Genomic DNA, 20060 nt, shown 5'->3' with positions numbered 1-20060 from the left:
CTTATACTTCCTCCTTGAAGACGATTTCTCCATCACAAATTGTTAAAATTGGATATCCTGAAACGACTTCTCCTATAAATGGTGTATTTGTACTCTTAGAAGCAAATTCTTCTGCTCGTATCGGTCTTTCTGTTTCCAAGTCTATGATAGTTAAGTCAGCGTAGCTTCCTTCTTCTAATCGACCATAAGGTAAGTTAAATGTTTCACTTGGTTTCGTTGTTAAAAATGCAACAAGTTGTTCTAATGTGAATTTACCTGTTTTCACAAAGTGTGTGTATAATAATTGGAATGCTGTTTCACTGCCTACAATTCCGAAAGGTGCATCAACCATTGACACTTCTTTTTCTTCTTTAGCATGTGGTGCATGATCTGTTGCGATACAGTCAATTGTTCCATCTAATAATCCTTCGATTAAAGCATCTCTGTCTTCTTTTGCTCTTAAAGGTGGATTCATTTTGTAAATCGCATCGTCACCTGGTACGTCATCTTCTGTAAGTAATAAGTGATGAGGTGTAACTTCTGCTGTTACTTTAATGCCTGCTTTTTTAGCATCTCTTATGACACGTACACTTTCTTTAGTAGACACGTGACACACATGGTAATGACAATTTGCTGCTTCAGCTAACAACACGTCTCTAGCAATTTGTACCGCTTCACAAATTGAAGGAATACCTGGAATGCCAAGTTCTTCACTTCGTTTACCTTCATGCATCGCACCACCATAAATTAATGAATTATCTTCACAGTGTGCTACGATTGCTTTATCGATTTTAGCCGCTTCTTGCATCGCTTCATACATCATTGAAGCTGTTTGTACACCTACACCATCATCAGTAAATTGGAACATCCCTCTATCTTTTAATGCTTTGAAATCAACATGTTCTTTACCAGCTTGTCTTACTGTAATGGATGCATAAGGTAATACTCTTACCACTGCATGCTCATCAATGATTTTGTGAAGACGATCTAAATGTTCAACTGAATCTGGGACAGGCTTTGTATTAGGCATTGGACATACTGTTGTAAATCCGCCTCTTGCTGCTGCTTTAGTACCTGTTTCAATTGTTTCTTTATGTTCGCCACCAGGTTCTCTTAAATGTACATGTACATCAACAAATCCTGCTGAAATAAAATGTCCTTTCGCATCAATAACTTCTTGATTCTCTACTTCTATATAATCATCTATTTTTTTAATTTTGCCATCTTCAATTTCAATTTCCTTGTTAACTAATTGACCTTCTAATAAGATTTTTCCATTTTTGATTATAAGTGACATTTTACTTTTTCCTCCTTGTGATTAAGTACATCATGTATACATGCCATTCTAATAAACACGCCGTTCTCCATTTGTTTAAAAATTCTTGATTTCGAACTTTCTACAAGTGAAGTATCTATTTCAACACCTCGGTTGACTGGAGCTGGATGCATGACGATTGCATTGTCATGAAGTTTGTTATATCTATCTATCGTCAGTCCGTATGCATTGTGATAGTCTTCTTTACTAAACGTCGTACCTGAATCATGTCTTTCATTTTGTACTCTTAACAACATACAAACGTCTACTTCTTCTATCACATCATCAATTTCTACATATGGTACATCTGAAAAGTTACATTTCCATTGTTCCGGTGCTGAGAACATCACTTCCGCACCAAGTTTCGTTAAAGCATCTGCATTACTTCTTGCTACTCTTGAATTTTTTATATCACCTGAGATTAAAATTTTTAATCCTTCGAAGTAACCGTATTCCTCATATATTGTCATAATATCTAGAAGACTTTGTGTCGGGTGGTGGCCACTTCCATCTCCACCATTTAATACTGGAATATTAAGCCCTTGTAATGTGTCATAATATGCATTTTCACTATGTCTAATGACTAATGCGTCTACACCAATAGATTCTAAAGTTTTGCAAGTATCATATAAAGATTCACCTTTTTGAACAGATGAAGTACTTATTTCAAAAGGAATGACTTCCAAACCTAATTTTCTTTCAGCCATTTCAAAACTACATTTTGTTCGTGTTGAATTTTCAAAGAATAAGTTTGCGACCGTCATGCCTTTACCAAAAGTTTCTGCACCATTTTCTTTAATGTCTTGTGCTTTCGTTATAATTTTCATGATGTCGTCTTTAGTTAAATCAGTCATTGTTAATAAATTTTTCATATGACACGCCTCCTGAGAATTATTTTATTTTCTTTGGCAATATAAGATTGAGCAAGATACCTACTGTTGCTGCTAAAGCCATACCTTCAATGTTTAAATGTATGCCAATACCTGTGAAGTCTAAATGTGCTTTACCAATTCCTAATACGAGAATGACAGAAGCAATGATCAAGTTACGGTTGTCACCGAAGTCGATATTGTTCTCCACCAACATTCTCAAACCACTTGAAGCAATGATTCCGAATAATAGTATGGAAACACCACCCATAACTGGTGTTGGTATTGTTGAAATCATCGCTGTGAATTTACCAACAAATCCTAAGATTAGTGCAAGTACTGCTGCACCACCGATTACCCATATACTATAAATTCTTGTAATGGCAAGTACGCCAATGTTTTCACCGTATGTCGTACTTGGTGGCCCACCAATAATTGAAGCCATCATCGTTGATACCCCGTCACCGATTAATGAGCGGTGTAAACCTGGATCTTTGAAGAAGTTCTTACCGACAATTTTATTGATGACGATTTGATGACCGATATGCTCACTAACCGTTACAAAAACGATTGGCAGCATGATTAAGATAAGTCCCCATTGTAGCGATGGTGTGTAATCATGAAACGGTAAGTAAATATCAGGCATTTGAATCCATTTTGCTTTTGAAATCGGCGCTAAGTCCACAATTCCAAATAATAATGAAGATATATATCCAACAATAATTCCGATAAGTACTGGAATGATTGATAAGAATCCTTTGAAAAATACTGAAACGATAATTGTTGTAATTAATGTGATGAGTGCGACTGTAATGTAAATGCCACTATAGCCTTTCATTGCATTTGAATCTGTGTACATTGCCATGTTAACTGCTACTGGCGCTAATCCAAGTCCGATAACCATGATGACCGGTCCTACTACAACTGGTGGTAACAGATTAAGCAACCAATTCGTGCCTGTAACCTTTATAATCAATCCGATAATGACGTAAAGAACACCACTCATAAATAATGCGACAAGCATTTCACCAAGGTCATGTGTCTTGAGTCCGACAATAATCGGCGTTATGAATGCAAAGCTCGAACCGAGATAAGCAGGTATCTTTCCTTTCGTTATCAGTATATAAAGTAGCGTTCCTAAGCCTGATGCAATGAGTGCTGCTGAAACAGGTAAGCCTGTTAGAAATGGTACAAGTACCGTTGCTCCGAACATTGCAAATAAATGCTGTGAGCTTAAGAAGAACCATTGTGATGCTTTAGGTTTATCATTAACATCTAGTATAGGTTCTACTGTTCGTTTAAACATTTCTTCATTATGTGACATTTCCATTCTCCTATTCAAAAAAAGATCCCTTCACAAGATATGCAAAGGGATCTATGTATACAGTGATACCTATAAAGGTATAGTTATCTCCTGTAACCATATAAGCTCCTTTGCCAGTCTCTCGTACTGATTTAAAAGGATTTATTTAATTTAATTTTACTGCTGTTTGTTGGTCGAACTCTTCTAGTTCAACGACAACTGATTCATTAGATGATGTTGGAACGTTCTTACCTACATAATCTGCTCTAATCGGAAGCTCTCTATGACCTCTGTCGACTAAAGTTGCTAAACTTATTTTTCGTGGTCTTGCGTGATCTAATATAGCATCTAATGAAGCTCTAACCGTTCTACCTGTATAAAGGACATCATCGACAATAATGACATGCTTATCGTTAATATCTACATCGATATTAAATGATTTCACTTTAATCGTACCTTGCTGATTCTGAACGTCGTCACGATAATGTGTAACATCAATTTCTCCAGTTGGTACTTGAACTTGTTCGATGTCTTGGATTTTCTGCTCAATTCTGTTCGCAAGAAATACACCTCTTGTCTTTACGCCTAACAAGACAATATCTTTAGTACCTTTGTTCTTTTCAAGTATTTCATGTGACATTCTTGTTAATGCTCTGTTTACAGCAGCAGCATCCATGATTAACCTCTCAGCCATATTCAATCTCCTTCCACAAAAAAATACTCACGTCTTTAGAAGACATGAGTATACACTAGTACCATACAATGATGGTCTACACGCTCATATTATGTCTTCTCAGCCTCTCTGGACTGTCTGTTAAAGACGCTTTAATTGTTAAAACAATAATATCGTTTTTTTCATATGATGTCAAAGTTTAAATAAAATTAAATAAGTATTATTACACGTTGTACTTATTTTTTATCTTCGCGATTTCTTAATTTCTCTAATAATGTTTCAAAATACTCTGGTAGTGGCGCTTCTTTTTCAATATATTCACCAGTAACTGGATGTTCAAATCCTAATAATCCAGCATGTAAAGCTTGTCCACCAATGTTCATTGTTTTCTTCGGTCCATACTTAGGATCGCCTACTAAAGGAAAACCAATATGTTTCATATGCACTCTGATTTGGTGCGTACGACCTGTTTCTAACTGACATTTAACCAATGTATATTTTTCGAACTTTTCAATTACATTAAAGTGCGTCACAGCTTCTTTACCATCATCAACAATCGCCATTTCTTGACGTTCTTTAGGATTTCTACCGATTGGTGCTTCAATTGTGCCAAATTCGTGAGGTATATTACCATGTACAAGTGCTGTATATTCTCTTGTCACAGTTTTATCAACTAACTGTTCAACTAATCCTCTATGTGCAATATCGTTCTTAGCAATCATCAATAAACCTGATGTATCTTTATCTATACGATGTACAATACCAGGTCTAATTTCACCATTAATACCTGATAAATCTTTAATCACATACATCAATCCGTTTACTAACGTACCTGTATAATGGCCAGGTGCTGGATGCACAACCATACCTTTAGGTTTATAAACGACCGCAACATCTTTGTCTTCATAATAAATCTCAATACCTAAATCTTCTGCGACAATATCGACTTCTTCGATTACTTTCTCTGTCACAACAATCACATCATTAAGCTTCGTCTTATAATTTGCTTTAATGACTTTACCATTTACTTCAACTAAACCTAATTTAATCCAATCTTGAATTTGATTTCTTGACCAATCTGGATTCAAATCAGGTAATAATTTATCAATTCTTACACCAATTTCATTTTCTGTCTCTATCTTAAATTCAAATGTATTCAAGCTTTTTCCTCCTTGCCCTCAAATAAAATCACAATTATCAATACAATGACACCTATCGTTAAAGCAGCATCTGCTACATTAAATATCGGGAAATTATAGCTGAAAATATATGTATCAACAAAATCAACAACTTCTCCTCTAAACAAACGATCTATAAAGTTACCAATTGACCCTGCAATTAATAAACTTAGTCCAAGTTGAACATCAGGTCGTCCATATCCTTCGTTCTTAAAGAACATAAATAAAATAACGAGCACGACAATTGTTACGATATAAAATAACCACATTTTCCCTTGTAAAATCCCCCAAGCAGCACCTTGGTTTCTATGAGATGTAATATATAAAAAATTACTGATAACCTTTATAGACTCACCCACTTCTAAAGATTTAACAATTAAAAATTTAGTAAGTTGATCAAGCGCGATTAATATAATAATAAAAGTACTCCAAATCGGTACATTGTAACCTTTACGCATCTGCTTTCCACTCCAATCTTGATTATTTTACCACATAACACGACCTAATTGTTAATATGATCTTTTAAATTACACATCTAATTCAAACACCACATCACATATATTTTCTCGCATAAATAAGAAACTAATAAACAAAACAAAAAGAGATCAAGCAACCACAATTGCTTAATCTCTTTCATTCATTAAATTACACTTCATACTTACGAGACAATCTATAAATACCAAGAACAATAAAAGCAGATAAAATGACTAAACCATTACGTAACCACGTACTATCACTTTCCCCCGTCTTAGGTAATTCTTTTTGTTGTTTATCTGATTTATTATCAGCAGATTTAGCTTTACTATCAGAACCCTTAGCCTTCACATCTTTATTAATATCTTCTTTTTTCACATCAACTTTTTTAGAAACATCAGAAGATTGAGGTTCAGACTTTTGATTATTCACTGACACTTTATTTTGAACATTAGATTTATTATTAGCTATAGCCTTATTATCTTTATTAGTATTAGCTTTATTTTGATTAGCAGTATCTTTCTTATCAACTACATTACTCTGACTATCAGAATTTTTATCAACTTTCCCATCATCTTTAGCCGGTTGTTCTACTTTAGCAGGAACATTTTGTTTTGGTTGTTCTGTCATAGACTGATTGTCAGTAGTGTTTTTATTAGGTTCTGTTTGATCATTTTTAGGTTCATCTTTTTTGTCATTATTCTTATCATTTACATTATTTTGATTATCTATTTTATCATCAACTTTTGTGTTATCTGAAGTATTATCATATTTAGGTACAAATATTTCCCCATCTAATGGTCTAGGATGTTCTCCAACGAATAAATCAGCAGTTCGACCTTTTGATGCATAAAAATCATAGTACGCCCATTGATCCCAAATGTGCTTATATTTAGGATTTAATTCATTCGTAGGCACACCATCCTTATAAATAAAAAAATCTACTGGTTTTGCATCAATTTCTAATATTTCACCACCCTGTTCAGGTACAGTCATTGAACCATCAAAGTTCACACCTATTGGAGATCTCATTCCTCCGTTATGAAACACATATTTAACAGGTTTATCTTGTTTAATTTCTTCTGCATTAACTTTACCTATTAAAGGTGTTGTTAGTGTTGTACATAACAATGTTGATAAAAGTATTTTCTTTAACATAAACTTCTCCCCTTTTTGAATACAAATATAGTATTTTAAATTTTAACCTTCATATAACTTTCTTATATTTCGGTTTATATTTTTATCGCCTATACTTTATCTTTATTGAAGAAATTTATACCTCAGATTAATTAAGGATATTATACAATGTAAATTTTTACCATTCAATATATTTTTTTACATTTATCATATTAAATTATGCCTCATATAAAAATTGTTAGACATACTTTTTTTACAAAAAAACTCACGAGATTTCTATCTCGTGAGTTCGTTTATGATTATTAAATTTATACTAATGTTTTTACAACTGTTTGACAGCGTGGGCATAGGTTATCTAATTCGCCTACTGAGCCTAGTTCGTCTGAGTAGTTCCAACAGCGTTGACATTTTTCTCCGTCAGCGTGTTTCACTTTAACTTTCACATATTCATATTCTTCGCCGTCTGTTAATTCATCAACGACATCTACTTTAGATACAATGAAGAGTTGTTGTAAGTCTTGGAATTGACTTAAGAATTCAACTGTATCAAAGTCTTCTGAGTTTGATAATGTGATGTGTGCTTCTAATGATTTACCGATTACTTTTTCATTACGTGCAACTTCTAATGCTCTGTTAACATCGTCTCTTAATTTCATCAGTTTAGACCATTTTTCCACTAATTCTGTATCAACTTCATGTGGGTCTGGCATATTTGTTAAATGAACACTTTCTTCTTCAACATGTGGAATATGTCCCCAAATTTCATCAGCTGTATGTGGAATGATTGGTGCTAAGATTTTAGTTAATTTAACTAATGTTTCATAAAGCACTGTTTGCATACTACGACGTTTTAATGAATCTACTTGTTCGATATAAAGGATATCTTTACCGTAGTCTAAGTAGAAGTTACTTAATTCTACGTTAATGAAGTTTTGAATATCTTGATAAATATCTAGATAGTCGAATGCTTCATAGTGAGATAATGTACGGCCAATAAATTGATTTAATCTATTGTGCATATATTGATCGATTTCAAGCATATCTTCGTATTTCACACTATCTGTTGCTGGATTGAAATCATTCACATTACCTAATAAGAAACGGAATGTATTTCTAATTTTACGATATACATCAGAAGTTTGTTTTAAGATATCGTTTGAGATTCGTACGTCTGCTAGGTAGTCTACACTACTTACCCATAATCTTGCGATATCTGCACCCATTTGTTTCACAATTTTATCAGGAACGATTACGTTACCTAATGATTTACTCATTTTCTTACCTTCTCCGTCCATTACGAAACCGTGAGAAAGTAACATTTTGTATGGCGAGATACCTTTAGTTGCTACTGATGTTGTGATTGATGAGTTAAACCAACCTCTGTATTGGTCACTACCTTCTAAATAAATATCAGCTGGGTATGATAATTCTGGACGTGTTTCTAACACACCTCTATGAGTTGAACCTGAATCGAACCATACGTCCATAATATCTGTTTCTTTAGTGAATTCACCATTTGGGCTACCTTCATGCGTAAAGCCTTCTGGTAATAAGTCTTTCGCTTCTCTTTCAAACCAAATATTTGAACCGTGTTGTTCGAATAGATTGGCAACATGATTAATTGTTTCTTCAGTCATGATAATATCGCCATTTTCAGCGTAGAAGACTGGTAGAGGTACACCCCATACTCTTTGACGAGAGATAACCCATTCTCCTCTATCTCTGATCATATTGTAAAGACGTGTTTTACCCCAATCGATTTTAAACTTCGTATCATCAATTGCATCTAAAATATCTTGTCTTACTTTACTGATTGAAGCGAACCATTGTTCAGTAGCTCTGAAAATAACTGGTTTTTTAGTTCTCCAGTCATGTGGATATGAGTGTTTGAAGAATGTAAGTTTTAATAATGCGCCAACTTCGTCTAATTTTTCTGTGATATTTTTATTAGCTTTATCATAGAATAGACCTTCAAATTCTCCTGCTTCTTCAGTGAATACACCTTTATCATTAATTGGACTAAGCACGCCTAGATCATATTTTTGACCAACGATATAGTCATCTTCACCGTGACCTGGTGCTGTATGAACACAACCTGTACCTGCATCAGTTGTAACGTGATCACCTAAAATTAATAATGAAGTACGATCGATAAATGGATGTTGTGCTGTTGCATATTCTAATTCAGCTCCACTGAATTCTTTATCAATTGTAATTGTTTCTTTATTCCAGTCTAATGCTTCACAAACTGAATCAAGAAGTGCTTGGGCAACAACGTATTTTTTGCCTTCTACATTTACTTGTACGTAGTTCAATTTAGGATTAACAGCAATTGCTAAGTTTGATGGAATTGTCCATGGAGTTGTTGTCCAAATAATAAATGCTGCATCTTCATCTACTACACCTTTACCATCTACTACATTAAATGCTACATAGATTGAAGGTGATTTTTTATCTTGGTATTCAATTTCAGCTTCAGCTAATGAAGATTCACTTGAAGGAGACCAGTAAACTGGTTTTTTACCTTTATAGATTAAACCTTTAGCAGCCATTTCACCGAATACTCTAATTTGTGCCGCTTCAAACTCAGGTTTTAACGTAATATATGGATTATCCCAATCACCGTTTACACCTAAACGTCTGAAATCAGCTTTTTGTAATTCAATTTGTTCTAATGCAAATTCTTTACATTTTTCTCTGAATTCAGCAACTGACATTTCTTTTCTTTTAACACCTTTATTTGTTAAAGCTTGCTCGATTGGTAAACCATGTGTATCCCAACCTGGCACGTAAGGTGCATAATATCCAGACATTGCTTTTTGTCTAACGATGATATCTTTTAAAATTTTATTTAAAGCGTGACCCATGTGTAAATTACCATTAGCATATGGAGGACCATCATGAAGAATAAATGGTGTATTACCTTTATTTTTTTCTAAAATTTTATTGTATAAATCTTTCTCTTTCCACTCTTCTTGAATTTGTGGTTCTTTATTAGGTAAACCACCTCTCATTGGAAAACTTGTTTTAGGCATAAGTAACGTATCTTTGTAATCCATAAGTCTTAATCTCCTTCTTAATAAAAATAATATAAAAAAACTCTAAGCTGAAATAATAGGGACGACATACATCGCGGTACCACCCTTATTAACTCAACTTAGAGTTCACTCATTAAACATATATCATATTCGCAAACAGGTGATACCTAAAGAAATGAATTTATTAGGCTCTCACTATCCCTAACTCGCTTCTCAATTCGTTTATTCTTCAGGCTTGTCCTCTTCACTTTTAACTGCTTGATTATTTATCTGTTCTTGATTATTTTCTTCTTCTTTGTTCAAAATGTCAATATTTTCTTCAGTAACTTTTTGTTGATCGACATCATAATTCAGTAAATAATCCCAATCTTCATTTTTCAATAAATCTAATTGCGCTTCAACTAACATACGGAAACGTGAACGGAAGACTTTTGATTGACGTTTCATATCTTCAGTTTGGAAACTGATATGACGCGCTTTTTGAAGTGCATCATTAACGATTTGATCAGAACGTCCTTCTGCTTCTTTAATAATAGCATCTGCTTTTAAAACAGCAGTATGTTTCGTTTCTTCACTTGTTTTTTGCGCTTGTAATAATACGTCAGAGATTGTATTTTCGACTGCTTTGAATCGACTAATATTCTCTTCTTTATCATCTATAATACTTTGTAAATGCGCTTTATCTGATTTTAATTTTTCAATTTCATCACTTAAAGTTTGTAGATATCCACGTACTTCAGTTTCATCTAATCCTTTATGAACTCTACTAAATTCTTTTTGTTTGATTTCCTCTGGGGTAAATGCCATAAGTTTTCCTCCTCAGCACTATTTAAACAATGTTCGATAAGCTATTCTTATCTTGCCTTTTTTTGAAGTTCCATTATTTTGAATGATCTTCGCACGTCCATATCCTTTAATAGAGATCAAATCATTTTCTTCGACTATAAAGTCTACTTGTTCGATTTCTCTATGATTGACTTTAACGCGTTTACTTTCAATCAATTTCTTACTAATTGTTCTACTCGTATTTGTAAGGTGTTTAATGATTACATCCAATCTCAATGCACTTACAGTTGCGTCATGTGTCTGCCAATTCTCACTTGATTGTATCATATTTTGGAATGGAATAGAACTCAATTTGATTCCAGCACCTTTAATCTTTGTTAATTCCATCATAATATACGATTCAAATCTCTTTGTCAAAACAAACTGTATACGGTCATTAACAATAATATCCCCTAGTTGATTTCTATCAATCCCAAGCGACATGATCGTACCTAATACATTACGATGCGTCAATTTAACAAATTTTGAAGGATAAGTAAGCTCAATAAGAACCAATTCATAATCCGCTTCAGTCGGTTCAAAATAATCAGGTGCGACGATTGCACGTTTTCTTTCTGATTCTTCATTCCCACCAAAGTAATGTACATTTAAATCATCGAAGCCACCCACGATTGTTTGTAATATAAATTGTTCTCTAGGGTCCAGAAATTCTGTAAGCACTGGTTGATAATTTCGTTCAGCAACTTCACACCTATTTAAAAATAAATCAATAATCTCTTTTTCTTCTTTTCTAAAGTGTTGATATATATCCATTTTGACACCTCTAATTCAATAAAAAATAGGATGTGACATTACGTCTCACCCTACTGTCATTTATCGTTTAATTATAATATTGGCATTACAGGTACAATCATATTAAATATATTAACTAAACCAACATAGAATAAACTTAACGTTATAAACGCCACTAATGAAGATATGTCCAACATACCTAATGGTGGGATGATTTTTCTAAATGGTTCTAAAAATGGTTCATATATTTTCCCTAAAAATTGTCCAAATGCGCCTTCCCTAACGCCTGGTAACCATGATGTAAGGAAATAAACAATCATACCATATTGATAAATTTTAACGACGAATAATACAAAGCCTAATATCGTACTTAATAATCCACTATCCATATCTTAAATTCCTCTATTCTTGATAAGGTTCAACTTGTTCTAGTTGCTCAGTAATTGATCCAGCTACTTCAACATTATCAGGTGTACATAAGAAGATGTCTGTTCCTACACGTCTTATATCTCCACCAATCGCATAAACAGTACCACTCAAGAAGTCTATAATTCTTTTAGCTGATACTTTGTCAATGCGTTGTAAGTTTACTAATGTTGTACGTCTATTTTTAAGTTCATCGGCGATATCCTGCGTATCTGAAAATACTCTTGGTTCAAATAAGCACATTTTTGAACTTTGCGCAAAATCCATATTCCCGCTCATACTAACGACATTCGTTTGAGATGAATTTGTACGTTTCTCAGTCATGGCCTCTTTCCTTTCAGGTTTTTTAAAATCACGAGAACGTTGTGATTGGTATCTAGTTGTATTTGATTTTTGTGTTGGTACACTTTTTAAAGATTGTTGTTTTGGTTTTTGTTCTTGTATAGATGATTCTTGTTGTGGTGATTTTGTTTGTTCTCTTTGTGGCTCTTCGTATACTTCTTCTTCTTCATCGACTACGAAAAAGCCTTTAAATACATCTTTAATTGCCATAATTTACACTCCTATTCGCCAACTAATTTTGTACCAATTCTTACATAAGAAGCACCTTCTAATATTGCTTCATTGAAATCATTGCTCATGCCCATAGATAATTCAGTGCAAGGTGCATATGATAAGTTTAAGGATTGTACTTTCTCTTTCAATAATCTTAGTTGGTTAAAATATTGTCTTAATTTTATTTTGTCTTCAGTTAATGGTGCCATAGTCATTAAACCAACTATTTCAATATGTTTAAAATCCTTAAGCTCTCGAATAAATGGGATAACTTCATCAGGCGACATGCCATGTTTTGATTCTTCTCCCGAAACATTCACTTGAACAAAGCATTTTACAACATGTTCAGCACGTTTTTCAATTTCTTTAGCTAATTTTAATCTATCTAATGCATGTAAATAATCAATTTCATTAATGATGTCTTTTACTTTTCTTGTTTGTAATGATCCAATAAAATGCATGATAGCATCATCTGGAAGATGCTTTTTCTTTTCCAAAAATCCTTCAATACGATTTTCTCCAAAGTTTTTCAAGCCTGCTTCATAAGCTTCTTTAGCTCGGTCTATTGTAACATATTTTGTCACAACAATCACTTGAGGCGCCGTATTAAATTCTGATTCTTCACTACTGTTACAAATTTGTGAATTGATTTCTACTAAATTTTCTTTTACTGATTTCAAATCTATACCTACTTTCTACCTATAAATGCAAGCATTCTACCAGTTTGCCCTTTTTCTACTCTATATGAGAAGAATAAATCCGTTTCACTAGCCGTACAATGATTCGTCTTAACGATATGTTCAGGATTAACACCATAATGTATGGCAAGTAGTTCATTTGCTTGTTTTAAATCTATGGCGTATCTATCTTGTCCTCTTTGTACAATGTACGCTTCAGAGTCTATTGGTAATGTTTTGAACTTTTGATAAATGTCTTCGTTAATTTCGTAACTGTCAGATGTGGATGGTCCTATAACAACTCTCAAATTTGAAACGTCTCCGTTATATTGTTCAATCATCTCTTTAATAATTTGGGAATGCGTACCTCTCCATCCGGCATGACAAAGACCAATATAACCATTTTGCGTATCATATAAATAGATTGGTACACAATCTGCAAAGCACATCGTTAATAATAGGTCAGACTCATAAGTATAAAGTCCATCTATTCCATGAAGTTCTTCAGTTAATGCATTGATATTGGTACCTTTATCCTTTGAAGATACTTCTCGAACTTTATTCTCATGTGTTTGAATTGGAAATACCCAATTGTCACAACTAAAATTAATTTCATTGGCTAATATTTGCTGATGCTTTGAAATATTATCTGGATCGTCATTGATATATCGCGCCATATTAAATGCATTCTCCGGATATGGACTATAACCACCTTGACGAGTTGTAATACCTATCGTTAAATCATTTCTATCATCGGCTTCATATGATAAATAATGATTATGTTGATTAAAAATCTCTTTCATTTCATCTCTCCTAACAAAAAAAGTCATCAGGACTTAGCCTGATGACTTTTTAAGTTCATTTATCGTCTAGAGCGTCTAGAACGTCTATCTTCTCTATTTCGAATGAAACTTGGAATATCACTATCATCAGTTGATTCATTTGCTGATTTATTTTCAAATGAAGCTTTTCTACCTAGTGATTCTCCTTCTTCTCTTTTAGAAGCAGGTTCTTCTGTAGTTCCACCAAATGCTCCGCCACCTTGTGGTTTACGAGCATTAGAAGGTTTGTCATTAAATCCAGTAGCAATTACTGTAACGACTAATTCGTCTTGTAATTCTGGGTTAATAACTGTACCAAAGATCATATTAACATCTTCGTCTGCTGCATCTTGAACAATATCTGCCGCTTCTTGAGCTTCAAATAGTGAAAGTGACTCTCCACCTGTAATGTTCATTAAGACACCTTGTGCGCCTACGATTGAAGTTTCTAATAATGGTGAAGAAATGGCTTTTTTAGCAGCTTCGATTGCTCTATTTTCACCAGAAGATACACCGATACCCATTAATGCTGAACCTTGGTTAGACATAATAGTCTTAACGTCAGCAAAGTCTAAGTTAACTTCACCAGAAACAGCGATTAAGTCGGAGATACCTTGTACACCTTGACGTAATACGTTATCTGCTTCTTTGAATGCTTCCATCATAGGTGTTGATTTATCAACAATATCTAAAAGACGATCATTAGGAATAACGATTAATGTATCTACTGCAGCTTTCATAGATTCTACACCGGCAGCAGCTTGAGTTTGACGTTTACGTCCTTCAAAGCTAAATGGACGTGTAACAACACCAACAGTTAATGCACCCATCTCTTTTGCGATTTTAGCAACAACTGGTGCAGCACCTGTACCAGTTCCGCCACCCATACCAGCAGTAACGAATACCATGTCAGCGCCTTGAATAGCATCTTCTATTTGTTCACGTGATTCTTCAGCAGCTTTTTTACCGATTTCTGGGTTTGCACCTGCACCTAATCCACGTGTTAATTTTTCACCAATTTGAATTTTAGATGAAGCTTTAGATAAGTTTAAAGCTTGACCATCTGTATTAATAGAAATAAATTCTACATTGTTCATTCCATGATCTATCATACGGTTAACAGCGTTATTACCGCCGCCACCAACACCAATTACTTTTAAAGTAGCTAAATGATTAAACCCTTGCTCAAATTCTAACATTTATTATCCTCCTAATCTTTATGACCCATCAATCAAATAACGATTTCATTAATTTTTTTAATACACTTGGCTTCTCTTCTTGACTTTCCGAATCATATTCTGTTTCGGAGACTCTGTCATGATCAGAATTTGAAGCTTTTGCGTCATTGTTTTTGTTTGATTTCTTTTTAAACCATTGTTCATATGGTTTAGCTTTAGTTTCTTGAGTTTCTTCTTCGTATGTTTCTTCTTCGACATTATCAGCGTCATAATTATTCATTGTAACATAATCTAGTAGCTCATCAAAGTTAATTCCACTAGATATAGTAGATATACTAGAAGTAAACTCAGGTTTACGTATACCCATTTGAGACGGTGTATGTACACGTACTTTTTCATTAACCATATCTTGTAATAACTCTTTAATACCAAGTAGGTTTGAAGTACCACCTGTTACGATGAATCCACCGTTAACATTTGTAATACCCATATCTTGTAATAAATCAAATATTTCAAAGAAAATTTCTTCTACTCTTGATTCAATAATTTCACTTAATTCTTTTTGAGTGAATTGTGCGTGACCATCTTCGTTAATTTGTTCAACACTAAAGACATCTTGATCTGATGCAGAGTCGTAGAATGCATGTCCATATTGTTGTTTAATCTTCTCGGCATTGTCATATGTAGTATTTAATGATTTCGCAATATCTGTTGTTATGCTTCTACCTGCCATTTCAATCGTATCAGCATCAACTAAATTGCCTCTTTCATAAAAGCCTACTTGCGTTAAATCTTCACCAATATCAATGACGCAAGCACCAAGTTCAACTTCTGTTGGAGATAATATAGATTGATAGTTATAAGCATCAGAAAATACTTCTAATACATCTACTCCACAAGATTCAACACATTTAATGATGTTGATTAATAATGATTTTGATGTTGCGATAACGCCTGCTTCTACTTTTAATGATTGCGTTGCAACCATCTCTTTAGGATCAGAAACCTCATGTAAGTCATCTACAATAAATTTCATTGGGAATACACCAATGACTTCAGTTTCAGGTACATCATTCAATTCTCTAATGCCCTCTAATACTGATTCTATATGACTGCCATTTATTTCAGTTTCTGTACCATCAAAAGGTATTTCAAATTTTTCGTCGTAAATCTCTGTATTCACGATAGGCATTTTTAAGAATACTTCTTTAATATCTATTCCAGAAGCAATTGCTGCTTTTTTGATTGTATCTTTAATAGCTTGTTTAGCGATATCAAAATCATCTATACAACCATTTCTTATACCATTCGTATAAGTTTGCCCTGTACCTATCACGTTAATGCCATTATGAAATTTTTCTCCTACTATTACTTTTACACTCGATGAACCTATATCTAAACTAATATAATAATGTTCCTCCATCGATAGGCACCTCCTCTAACACATGATAATCAAATTTAAACTATTATTAGTTTACATGATACTTGATTTAATGTGAACTAATTATAGGTTTATTTATTGATTTTTTTACTTATTCTTCTGATTTCTCAGTTGATTTTGGTTCTTCTCCAGATTTATCCAATTCTTTAGATAAATCTTGTAATGCTTGGTCTAATTTTTTCTGTTCAGTTTTATTGTTTTCATCTTGTTTTGTTTCTTTTTCTGAACGTTCTTTTTGCTGTTCTTCTGTTTCATACGGTAAGAATGTTACACCGACTTGTAAATCTAAAAATCCAGGTGTTTTGAGCGCTCCAGAATTGTCTCTCTCTAATTTATCAGAAATACTCGGATAATAGTTGATTTTATTCGCAAAAGTTTGAATATCTCCAACAACTTCTACATTATCTGTCATAAATAGTTGGATTCTATTCTGATTGTTCTCACCTGGCTTATAATTAATTTCCGATATCATTGATTTAACTTTAGGTTTCACCTTTTTCAATTCAGGAATCAATTTATTTAACTTTTTAGAACTGAAATCATTCAAAATCGGAACATCAATTGGTAAATCTGTTGATAAGTTTTTAATTGTTTTTCCATTTTCTAATAACGGTACGTAACGTTTTTTCTCTTTAACTAAGCCAATCGTTTCATATTCATTTACATTTACCGTTAAATCATTTGGAAAATGACGTTTAATTTCAACACTTTTAACGCCTTCAATTTCTTCGATTTTCGATTTCATATCACTTACAGGAATATTGTATATTCGAGAATCTTTTTTAATGTCTAAAGCTTTTTCGATATCCTTTTTAGATACGATTTCTTCACCTTTAATGTCCACTTGATCAACTTTACTGATGTCTGTAAACATGTACAGTAAAATCAAGATAACAAGGAGTATAACACCTATGAATACACCTAATTGAATTTGACGTCTACGTTTTCTTTTTTTCTTTAAAATTTCTAATCGTTCATCTTCCGTAGTCGTTTCAAATTGCAATATATCATCATTGTTATCAGAACTTTTATTCACGGTTGTCACTCCTTTTTTTCACAATTTCTAAAATGTTGGTAAATGTTTTTGGAAACTTTCAATAAATTCGTCGCCACGCGCTTCAAATGTATCATATTGATCCCAGCTTGCACACGCTGGTGATAGTAAGACAACATCATTAGATTGTATATAATCTTGAATCAAATTGACGGCATCTTTAACGTCATTTGCTTGCAAGACCTCTTTACCTTGACTCGCACCTAACGTTTTTAATTTATCTTTTGTTTCGCCAAATGTAACCATCAAACGGACATTATCCATATATGGTATTAAATCATCAAAGTCATTTCCTCTATCTAATCCACCACATAACCAAATGATTGGCGAATTAAATGAACTTAAAGCAAATCGTGTCGCTAAAGTATTCGTCGCTTTAGAGTCATTGTAATACTTATTACCTCTATTATTCCCAACATATTGAAGTCTATGTTTAATACCTGAGAATGTTGTTAAAGTATGCACAACCGACTTCACGTCAACACCAGATAATAATGAAGCTAATACAGCTACAAGTACATTTTCTAAATTATGTTTACCAGGTAATACAATATCTTGCGTATTGATAATTCTTATACCATTATATACGACATAATCATCTTCAATATAAATGCCATTTACTTTTTGATTAGTTGAAAAATATAATATTTTAGATTTAATATCATCTGTATTGATTAAATGTCTTTGTTCATAGTTAAAAATTAAATAATCGTCTTCGGTTTGATTCTTAAAAATATTTTTCTTAGCATTCTGGTATTCTTCTAAACTACCGTGATAATCCAAATGTGCAGAATAAATATTTGTAACAATCGCGATATGCGGACGATAATGGATTGTTCCTAAAAGTTGGAATGAAGATAGTTCAGTAATAAGATAATCGTCTTTCGTAACTTCTTGAGCAACTTTTGATGCAACTACACCAATATTACCGGAAACTTGACCATTCACTTTACTATTACCAAACATATCACCTATTAAAGAAGTCACCGTAGTTTTACCATTTGTACCGGTAATACCGATAATAGGTGCTTCTGAAATGTAATAACTTAATTCAACTTCTGTTATGATATCCAATCCTTGATTCATCGCTTCTTGCAATAGTGGAATATTGTAAGGTATACCAGGGTTTTTTACGATTAAAGGCTTATTATCGAGTAGTGACAATGGATGTTCACCACTGATTACACGTATCCCTTGTTGCTCTAATTCAAGTGCATGCGGATCAGATGATAAATCTTTACCGTCATTAACTGTTACTTCAGCTCCTAATTTATGGCATAACTTTGCACTTTCATATCCACTTTTTGCTAAACCTAAAATAAGAACAGGTTTCTCTTTTAATGCATCATATGCTTTCATATTACATTACCCCTATCCATAAACCAATTGCACCAGTAACGATACCTGTAGCCCAGAATACTAATACTATTTTCCATTCACTCCAACCAACTAATTCGAAATGGTGATGCAATGGGCTCATTTTAAATATTCTTTTTCCTGTAAGCTTGAATGACGTTACTTGTAACATAACTGATAATGTTTCAATTACAAATACTAAACCGATTAATAATAATGTTATTTCTTGGTTAAGCATGATTGAAATCGTTGCGAAAATACCACCAAGCGCTAAGCTTCCAGTATCTCCCATGAACACTTTTGCTGGGTACTTGTTGTAAATTAAAAATCCAAATAAACTTGCAAGCATCACTAAACAGAATAACCCTATTTCTGGCTTATCAAGAATAAATGATAGTGCCGCGTAAAAACCAAATGCAATGATGGATAAACCAGTTGAAAGACCATCTAATCCATCTGTTAAGTTCACAGCATTACTGAATCCAACTTGCCAAAATACTATGAATATAATGTAGAAAACAGACAATGGTAATGACCAATCTGTAAAAGGAATGTTGATAGCTGTTTCAAATTCATAGTTTGGTAATATAACACTTACGATATAGAATACAACGGCTATCGCAATTTGAGCTAAGAATTTTTGTTTACTTGTTAAACCTTGGTTATTTTTCTTAACGACAATAATATAATCGTCTATAAAACCAATAAGTCCAAAACCTAGTGTTACAAATAATAACAGAATGAGCGGACCTACTTGCTCAACATAGAATAACGCAATGATTGTTACAACGATTGTTGCTAATAAGAACGTTAATCCACCCATAGTTGGTGTTCCTGTTTTCTTCATATGACTCTTAGGTCCTTCTTCTCGAATACTTTGCCCAAATTTTAATTTTTTAAGTGTTGGAATTAAAACGGGTACAAGTATCAAAGTCAATAAAAACGCAATGACAGGTAGCGTAAAATTCATAATTGTTCACCTTTTCTTTTGTATATTATCTATCATCC

19 protein-coding genes are annotated in these 20060 nt (G+C 33.3%); all 19 read right to left on the bottom strand.

Annotated elements, in window-relative coordinates; all coding sequences use genetic code 11:
• Position 1 precedes the first annotated feature (1 nt).
• Complete coding sequence (locus LQ673_RS02655; protein ID WP_037587563.1) at positions 2–1276, bottom strand: dihydroorotase; 1275 nt, start codon at positions 1274–1276, stop codon at positions 2–4.
• On the bottom strand, positions 1264–2166 hold the full coding sequence (locus LQ673_RS02650; protein ID WP_037587561.1) for an aspartate carbamoyltransferase catalytic subunit: 903 nt from the start codon (positions 2164–2166) through the stop codon (positions 1264–1266). The genes LQ673_RS02655 and LQ673_RS02650 overlap by 13 nt, the downstream gene beginning before the upstream one ends.
• A 19-nt stretch (positions 2167–2185) precedes the next feature.
• On the bottom strand, positions 2186–3487 hold the full coding sequence (locus tag LQ673_RS02645) for a solute carrier family 23 protein (RefSeq protein WP_037587560.1): 1302 nt from the start codon (positions 3485–3487) through the stop codon (positions 2186–2188).
• A 145-nt stretch (positions 3488–3632) separates the two neighbouring features.
• Positions 3633–4160, bottom strand: coding sequence for a bifunctional pyr operon transcriptional regulator/uracil phosphoribosyltransferase PyrR (pyrR, locus tag LQ673_RS02640; protein ID WP_025904587.1), 528 nt, complete (start codon positions 4158–4160; stop codon positions 3633–3635).
• 215 nt (positions 4161–4375) lie between these two features.
• Complete coding sequence (locus LQ673_RS02635; protein WP_191836226.1) at positions 4376–5299, bottom strand: RluA family pseudouridine synthase; 924 nt, start codon at positions 5297–5299, stop codon at positions 4376–4378.
• The gene (gene lspA, locus LQ673_RS02630) at positions 5296–5775 is read right to left on the bottom strand and encodes a signal peptidase II (RefSeq protein ID WP_037587555.1); all 480 of its coding nucleotides are present in this window, start codon (positions 5773–5775) and stop codon (positions 5296–5298) included. Before lspA ends, LQ673_RS02635 begins: the two co-directional genes overlap by 4 nt.
• 187 nt (positions 5776–5962) lie before the next feature.
• The gene (locus tag LQ673_RS02625; protein ID WP_239704645.1) at positions 5963–6949 is read right to left on the bottom strand and encodes a hypothetical protein; all 987 of its coding nucleotides are present in this window, start codon (positions 6947–6949) and stop codon (positions 5963–5965) included.
• A gap of 287 nt (positions 6950–7236) precedes the next feature.
• Positions 7237–9987 (bottom strand): isoleucine--tRNA ligase, encoded by a 2751-nt coding sequence (gene ileS, locus LQ673_RS02620; protein WP_107577722.1) that lies wholly within the window; start codon positions 9985–9987, stop codon positions 7237–7239.
• Between the two features lie 201 nt (positions 9988–10188).
• The gene (locus LQ673_RS02615) at positions 10189–10773 is read right to left on the bottom strand and encodes a DivIVA domain-containing protein (protein ID WP_191836224.1); all 585 of its coding nucleotides are present in this window, start codon (positions 10771–10773) and stop codon (positions 10189–10191) included.
• 18 nt (positions 10774–10791) lie between these two features.
• The gene (locus tag LQ673_RS02610; protein WP_239704649.1) at positions 10792–11565 is read right to left on the bottom strand and encodes a YlmH family RNA-binding protein; all 774 of its coding nucleotides are present in this window, start codon (positions 11563–11565) and stop codon (positions 10792–10794) included.
• A gap of 71 nt (positions 11566–11636) precedes the next feature.
• Positions 11637–11933, bottom strand: a complete 297-nt coding sequence (locus tag LQ673_RS02605; RefSeq protein WP_037587547.1) for a YggT family protein — start codon at positions 11931–11933, stop codon at positions 11637–11639.
• Positions 11934–11946: 13 nt separating this feature from the next.
• Entirely contained in the window at positions 11947–12522 is a 576-nt protein-coding gene (locus LQ673_RS02600; RefSeq protein WP_107596659.1) for a cell division protein SepF, read from the bottom strand.
• A gap of 11 nt (positions 12523–12533) precedes the next feature.
• Positions 12534–13205 carry a YggS family pyridoxal phosphate-dependent enzyme gene (locus LQ673_RS02595; protein WP_107617819.1) on the bottom strand — a complete coding sequence of 224 codons (672 nt, stop codon included), beginning with the start codon at positions 13203–13205 and terminating at the stop codon, positions 12534–12536.
• 8 nt (positions 13206–13213) lie between these two features.
• The gene (gene pgeF, locus LQ673_RS02590) at positions 13214–14005 is read right to left on the bottom strand and encodes a peptidoglycan editing factor PgeF (protein WP_191836223.1); all 792 of its coding nucleotides are present in this window, start codon (positions 14003–14005) and stop codon (positions 13214–13216) included.
• 59 nt (positions 14006–14064) lie between these two features.
• Positions 14065–15222 carry a cell division protein FtsZ gene (gene ftsZ / locus LQ673_RS02585; protein WP_037587538.1) on the bottom strand — a complete coding sequence of 386 codons (1158 nt, stop codon included), beginning with the start codon at positions 15220–15222 and terminating at the stop codon, positions 14065–14067.
• A 28-nt stretch (positions 15223–15250) separates the two neighbouring features.
• On the bottom strand, positions 15251–16624 hold the full coding sequence (gene ftsA, locus LQ673_RS02580) for a cell division protein FtsA (protein WP_126476918.1): 1374 nt from the start codon (positions 16622–16624) through the stop codon (positions 15251–15253).
• A gap of 109 nt (positions 16625–16733) precedes the next feature.
• A complete protein-coding gene (locus tag LQ673_RS02575; protein ID WP_191836222.1) occupies positions 16734–17678 on the bottom strand; it encodes a cell division protein FtsQ/DivIB in 945 nt (314 codons plus the stop codon).
• Positions 17679–17705: 27 nt separating this feature from the next.
• On the bottom strand, positions 17706–19055 hold the full coding sequence (murD, locus tag LQ673_RS02570) for a UDP-N-acetylmuramoyl-L-alanine--D-glutamate ligase (RefSeq protein ID WP_107596655.1): 1350 nt from the start codon (positions 19053–19055) through the stop codon (positions 17706–17708).
• Between the two features lies 1 nt (position 19056).
• Complete coding sequence (gene mraY / locus LQ673_RS02565; protein WP_191836221.1) at positions 19057–20022, bottom strand: phospho-N-acetylmuramoyl-pentapeptide-transferase; 966 nt, start codon at positions 20020–20022, stop codon at positions 19057–19059.
• Positions 20023–20060 lie beyond the last annotated feature (38 nt).

Origin of the sequence: Mammaliicoccus sp. O-M54, from assembly GCF_022386035.1 — a bacterium.
In the GTDB taxonomy this organism is placed as follows: Bacteria; Bacillota; Bacilli; order Staphylococcales; family Staphylococcaceae; genus Mammaliicoccus; species Mammaliicoccus sciuri_A.
This window is presented reverse-complemented; position numbering and strand designations above follow the sequence as displayed.

What these genes read in the sequence shown, in the direction of transcription:
- LQ673_RS02655 (WP_037587563.1), bottom strand. Translation starts at nt 1,276, where the DNA reads ATGTCACTTATAATCAAAAATGGAAAAATCTTATTAGAAGGTCAATTA.
- LQ673_RS02650 (WP_037587561.1), bottom strand. Translation starts at nt 2,166, where the DNA reads ATGAAAAATTTATTAACAATGACTGATTTAACTAAAGACGACATCATG.
- LQ673_RS02645 (WP_037587560.1), bottom strand. Translation starts at nt 3,487, where the DNA reads ATGTCACATAATGAAGAAATGTTTAAACGAACAGTAGAACCTATACTA.
- pyrR (WP_025904587.1), bottom strand. Translation starts at nt 4,160, where the DNA reads ATGGCTGAGAGGTTAATCATGGATGCTGCTGCTGTAAACAGAGCATTA.
- lspA (WP_037587555.1), bottom strand. Translation starts at nt 5,775, where the DNA reads ATGCGTAAAGGTTACAATGTACCGATTTGGAGTACTTTTATTATTATA.
- LQ673_RS02625 (WP_239704645.1), bottom strand. Translation starts at nt 6,949, where the DNA reads ATGTTAAAGAAAATACTTTTATCAACATTGTTATGTACAACACTAACA.
- ileS (WP_107577722.1), bottom strand. Translation starts at nt 9,987, where the DNA reads ATGGATTACAAAGATACGTTACTTATGCCTAAAACAAGTTTTCCAATG.
- LQ673_RS02615 (WP_191836224.1), bottom strand. Translation starts at nt 10,773, where the DNA reads ATGGCATTTACCCCAGAGGAAATCAAACAAAAAGAATTTAGTAGAGTT.
- LQ673_RS02610 (WP_239704649.1), bottom strand. Translation starts at nt 11,565, where the DNA reads ATGGATATATATCAACACTTTAGAAAAGAAGAAAAAGAGATTATTGAT.
- LQ673_RS02605 (WP_037587547.1), bottom strand. Translation starts at nt 11,933, where the DNA reads ATGGATAGTGGATTATTAAGTACGATATTAGGCTTTGTATTATTCGTC.
- LQ673_RS02600 (WP_107596659.1), bottom strand. Translation starts at nt 12,522, where the DNA reads ATGGCAATTAAAGATGTATTTAAAGGCTTTTTCGTAGTCGATGAAGAA.
- pgeF (WP_191836223.1), bottom strand. Translation starts at nt 14,005, where the DNA reads ATGAAAGAGATTTTTAATCAACATAATCATTATTTATCATATGAAGCC.
- ftsZ (WP_037587538.1), bottom strand. Translation starts at nt 15,222, where the DNA reads ATGTTAGAATTTGAGCAAGGGTTTAATCATTTAGCTACTTTAAAAGTA.
- ftsA (WP_126476918.1), bottom strand. Translation starts at nt 16,624, where the DNA reads ATGGAGGAACATTATTATATTAGTTTAGATATAGGTTCATCGAGTGTA.
- murD (WP_107596655.1), bottom strand. Translation starts at nt 19,055, where the DNA reads ATGAAAGCATATGATGCATTAAAAGAGAAACCTGTTCTTATTTTAGGT.
- mraY (WP_191836221.1), bottom strand. Translation starts at nt 20,022, where the DNA reads ATGAATTTTACGCTACCTGTCATTGCGTTTTTATTGACTTTGATACTT.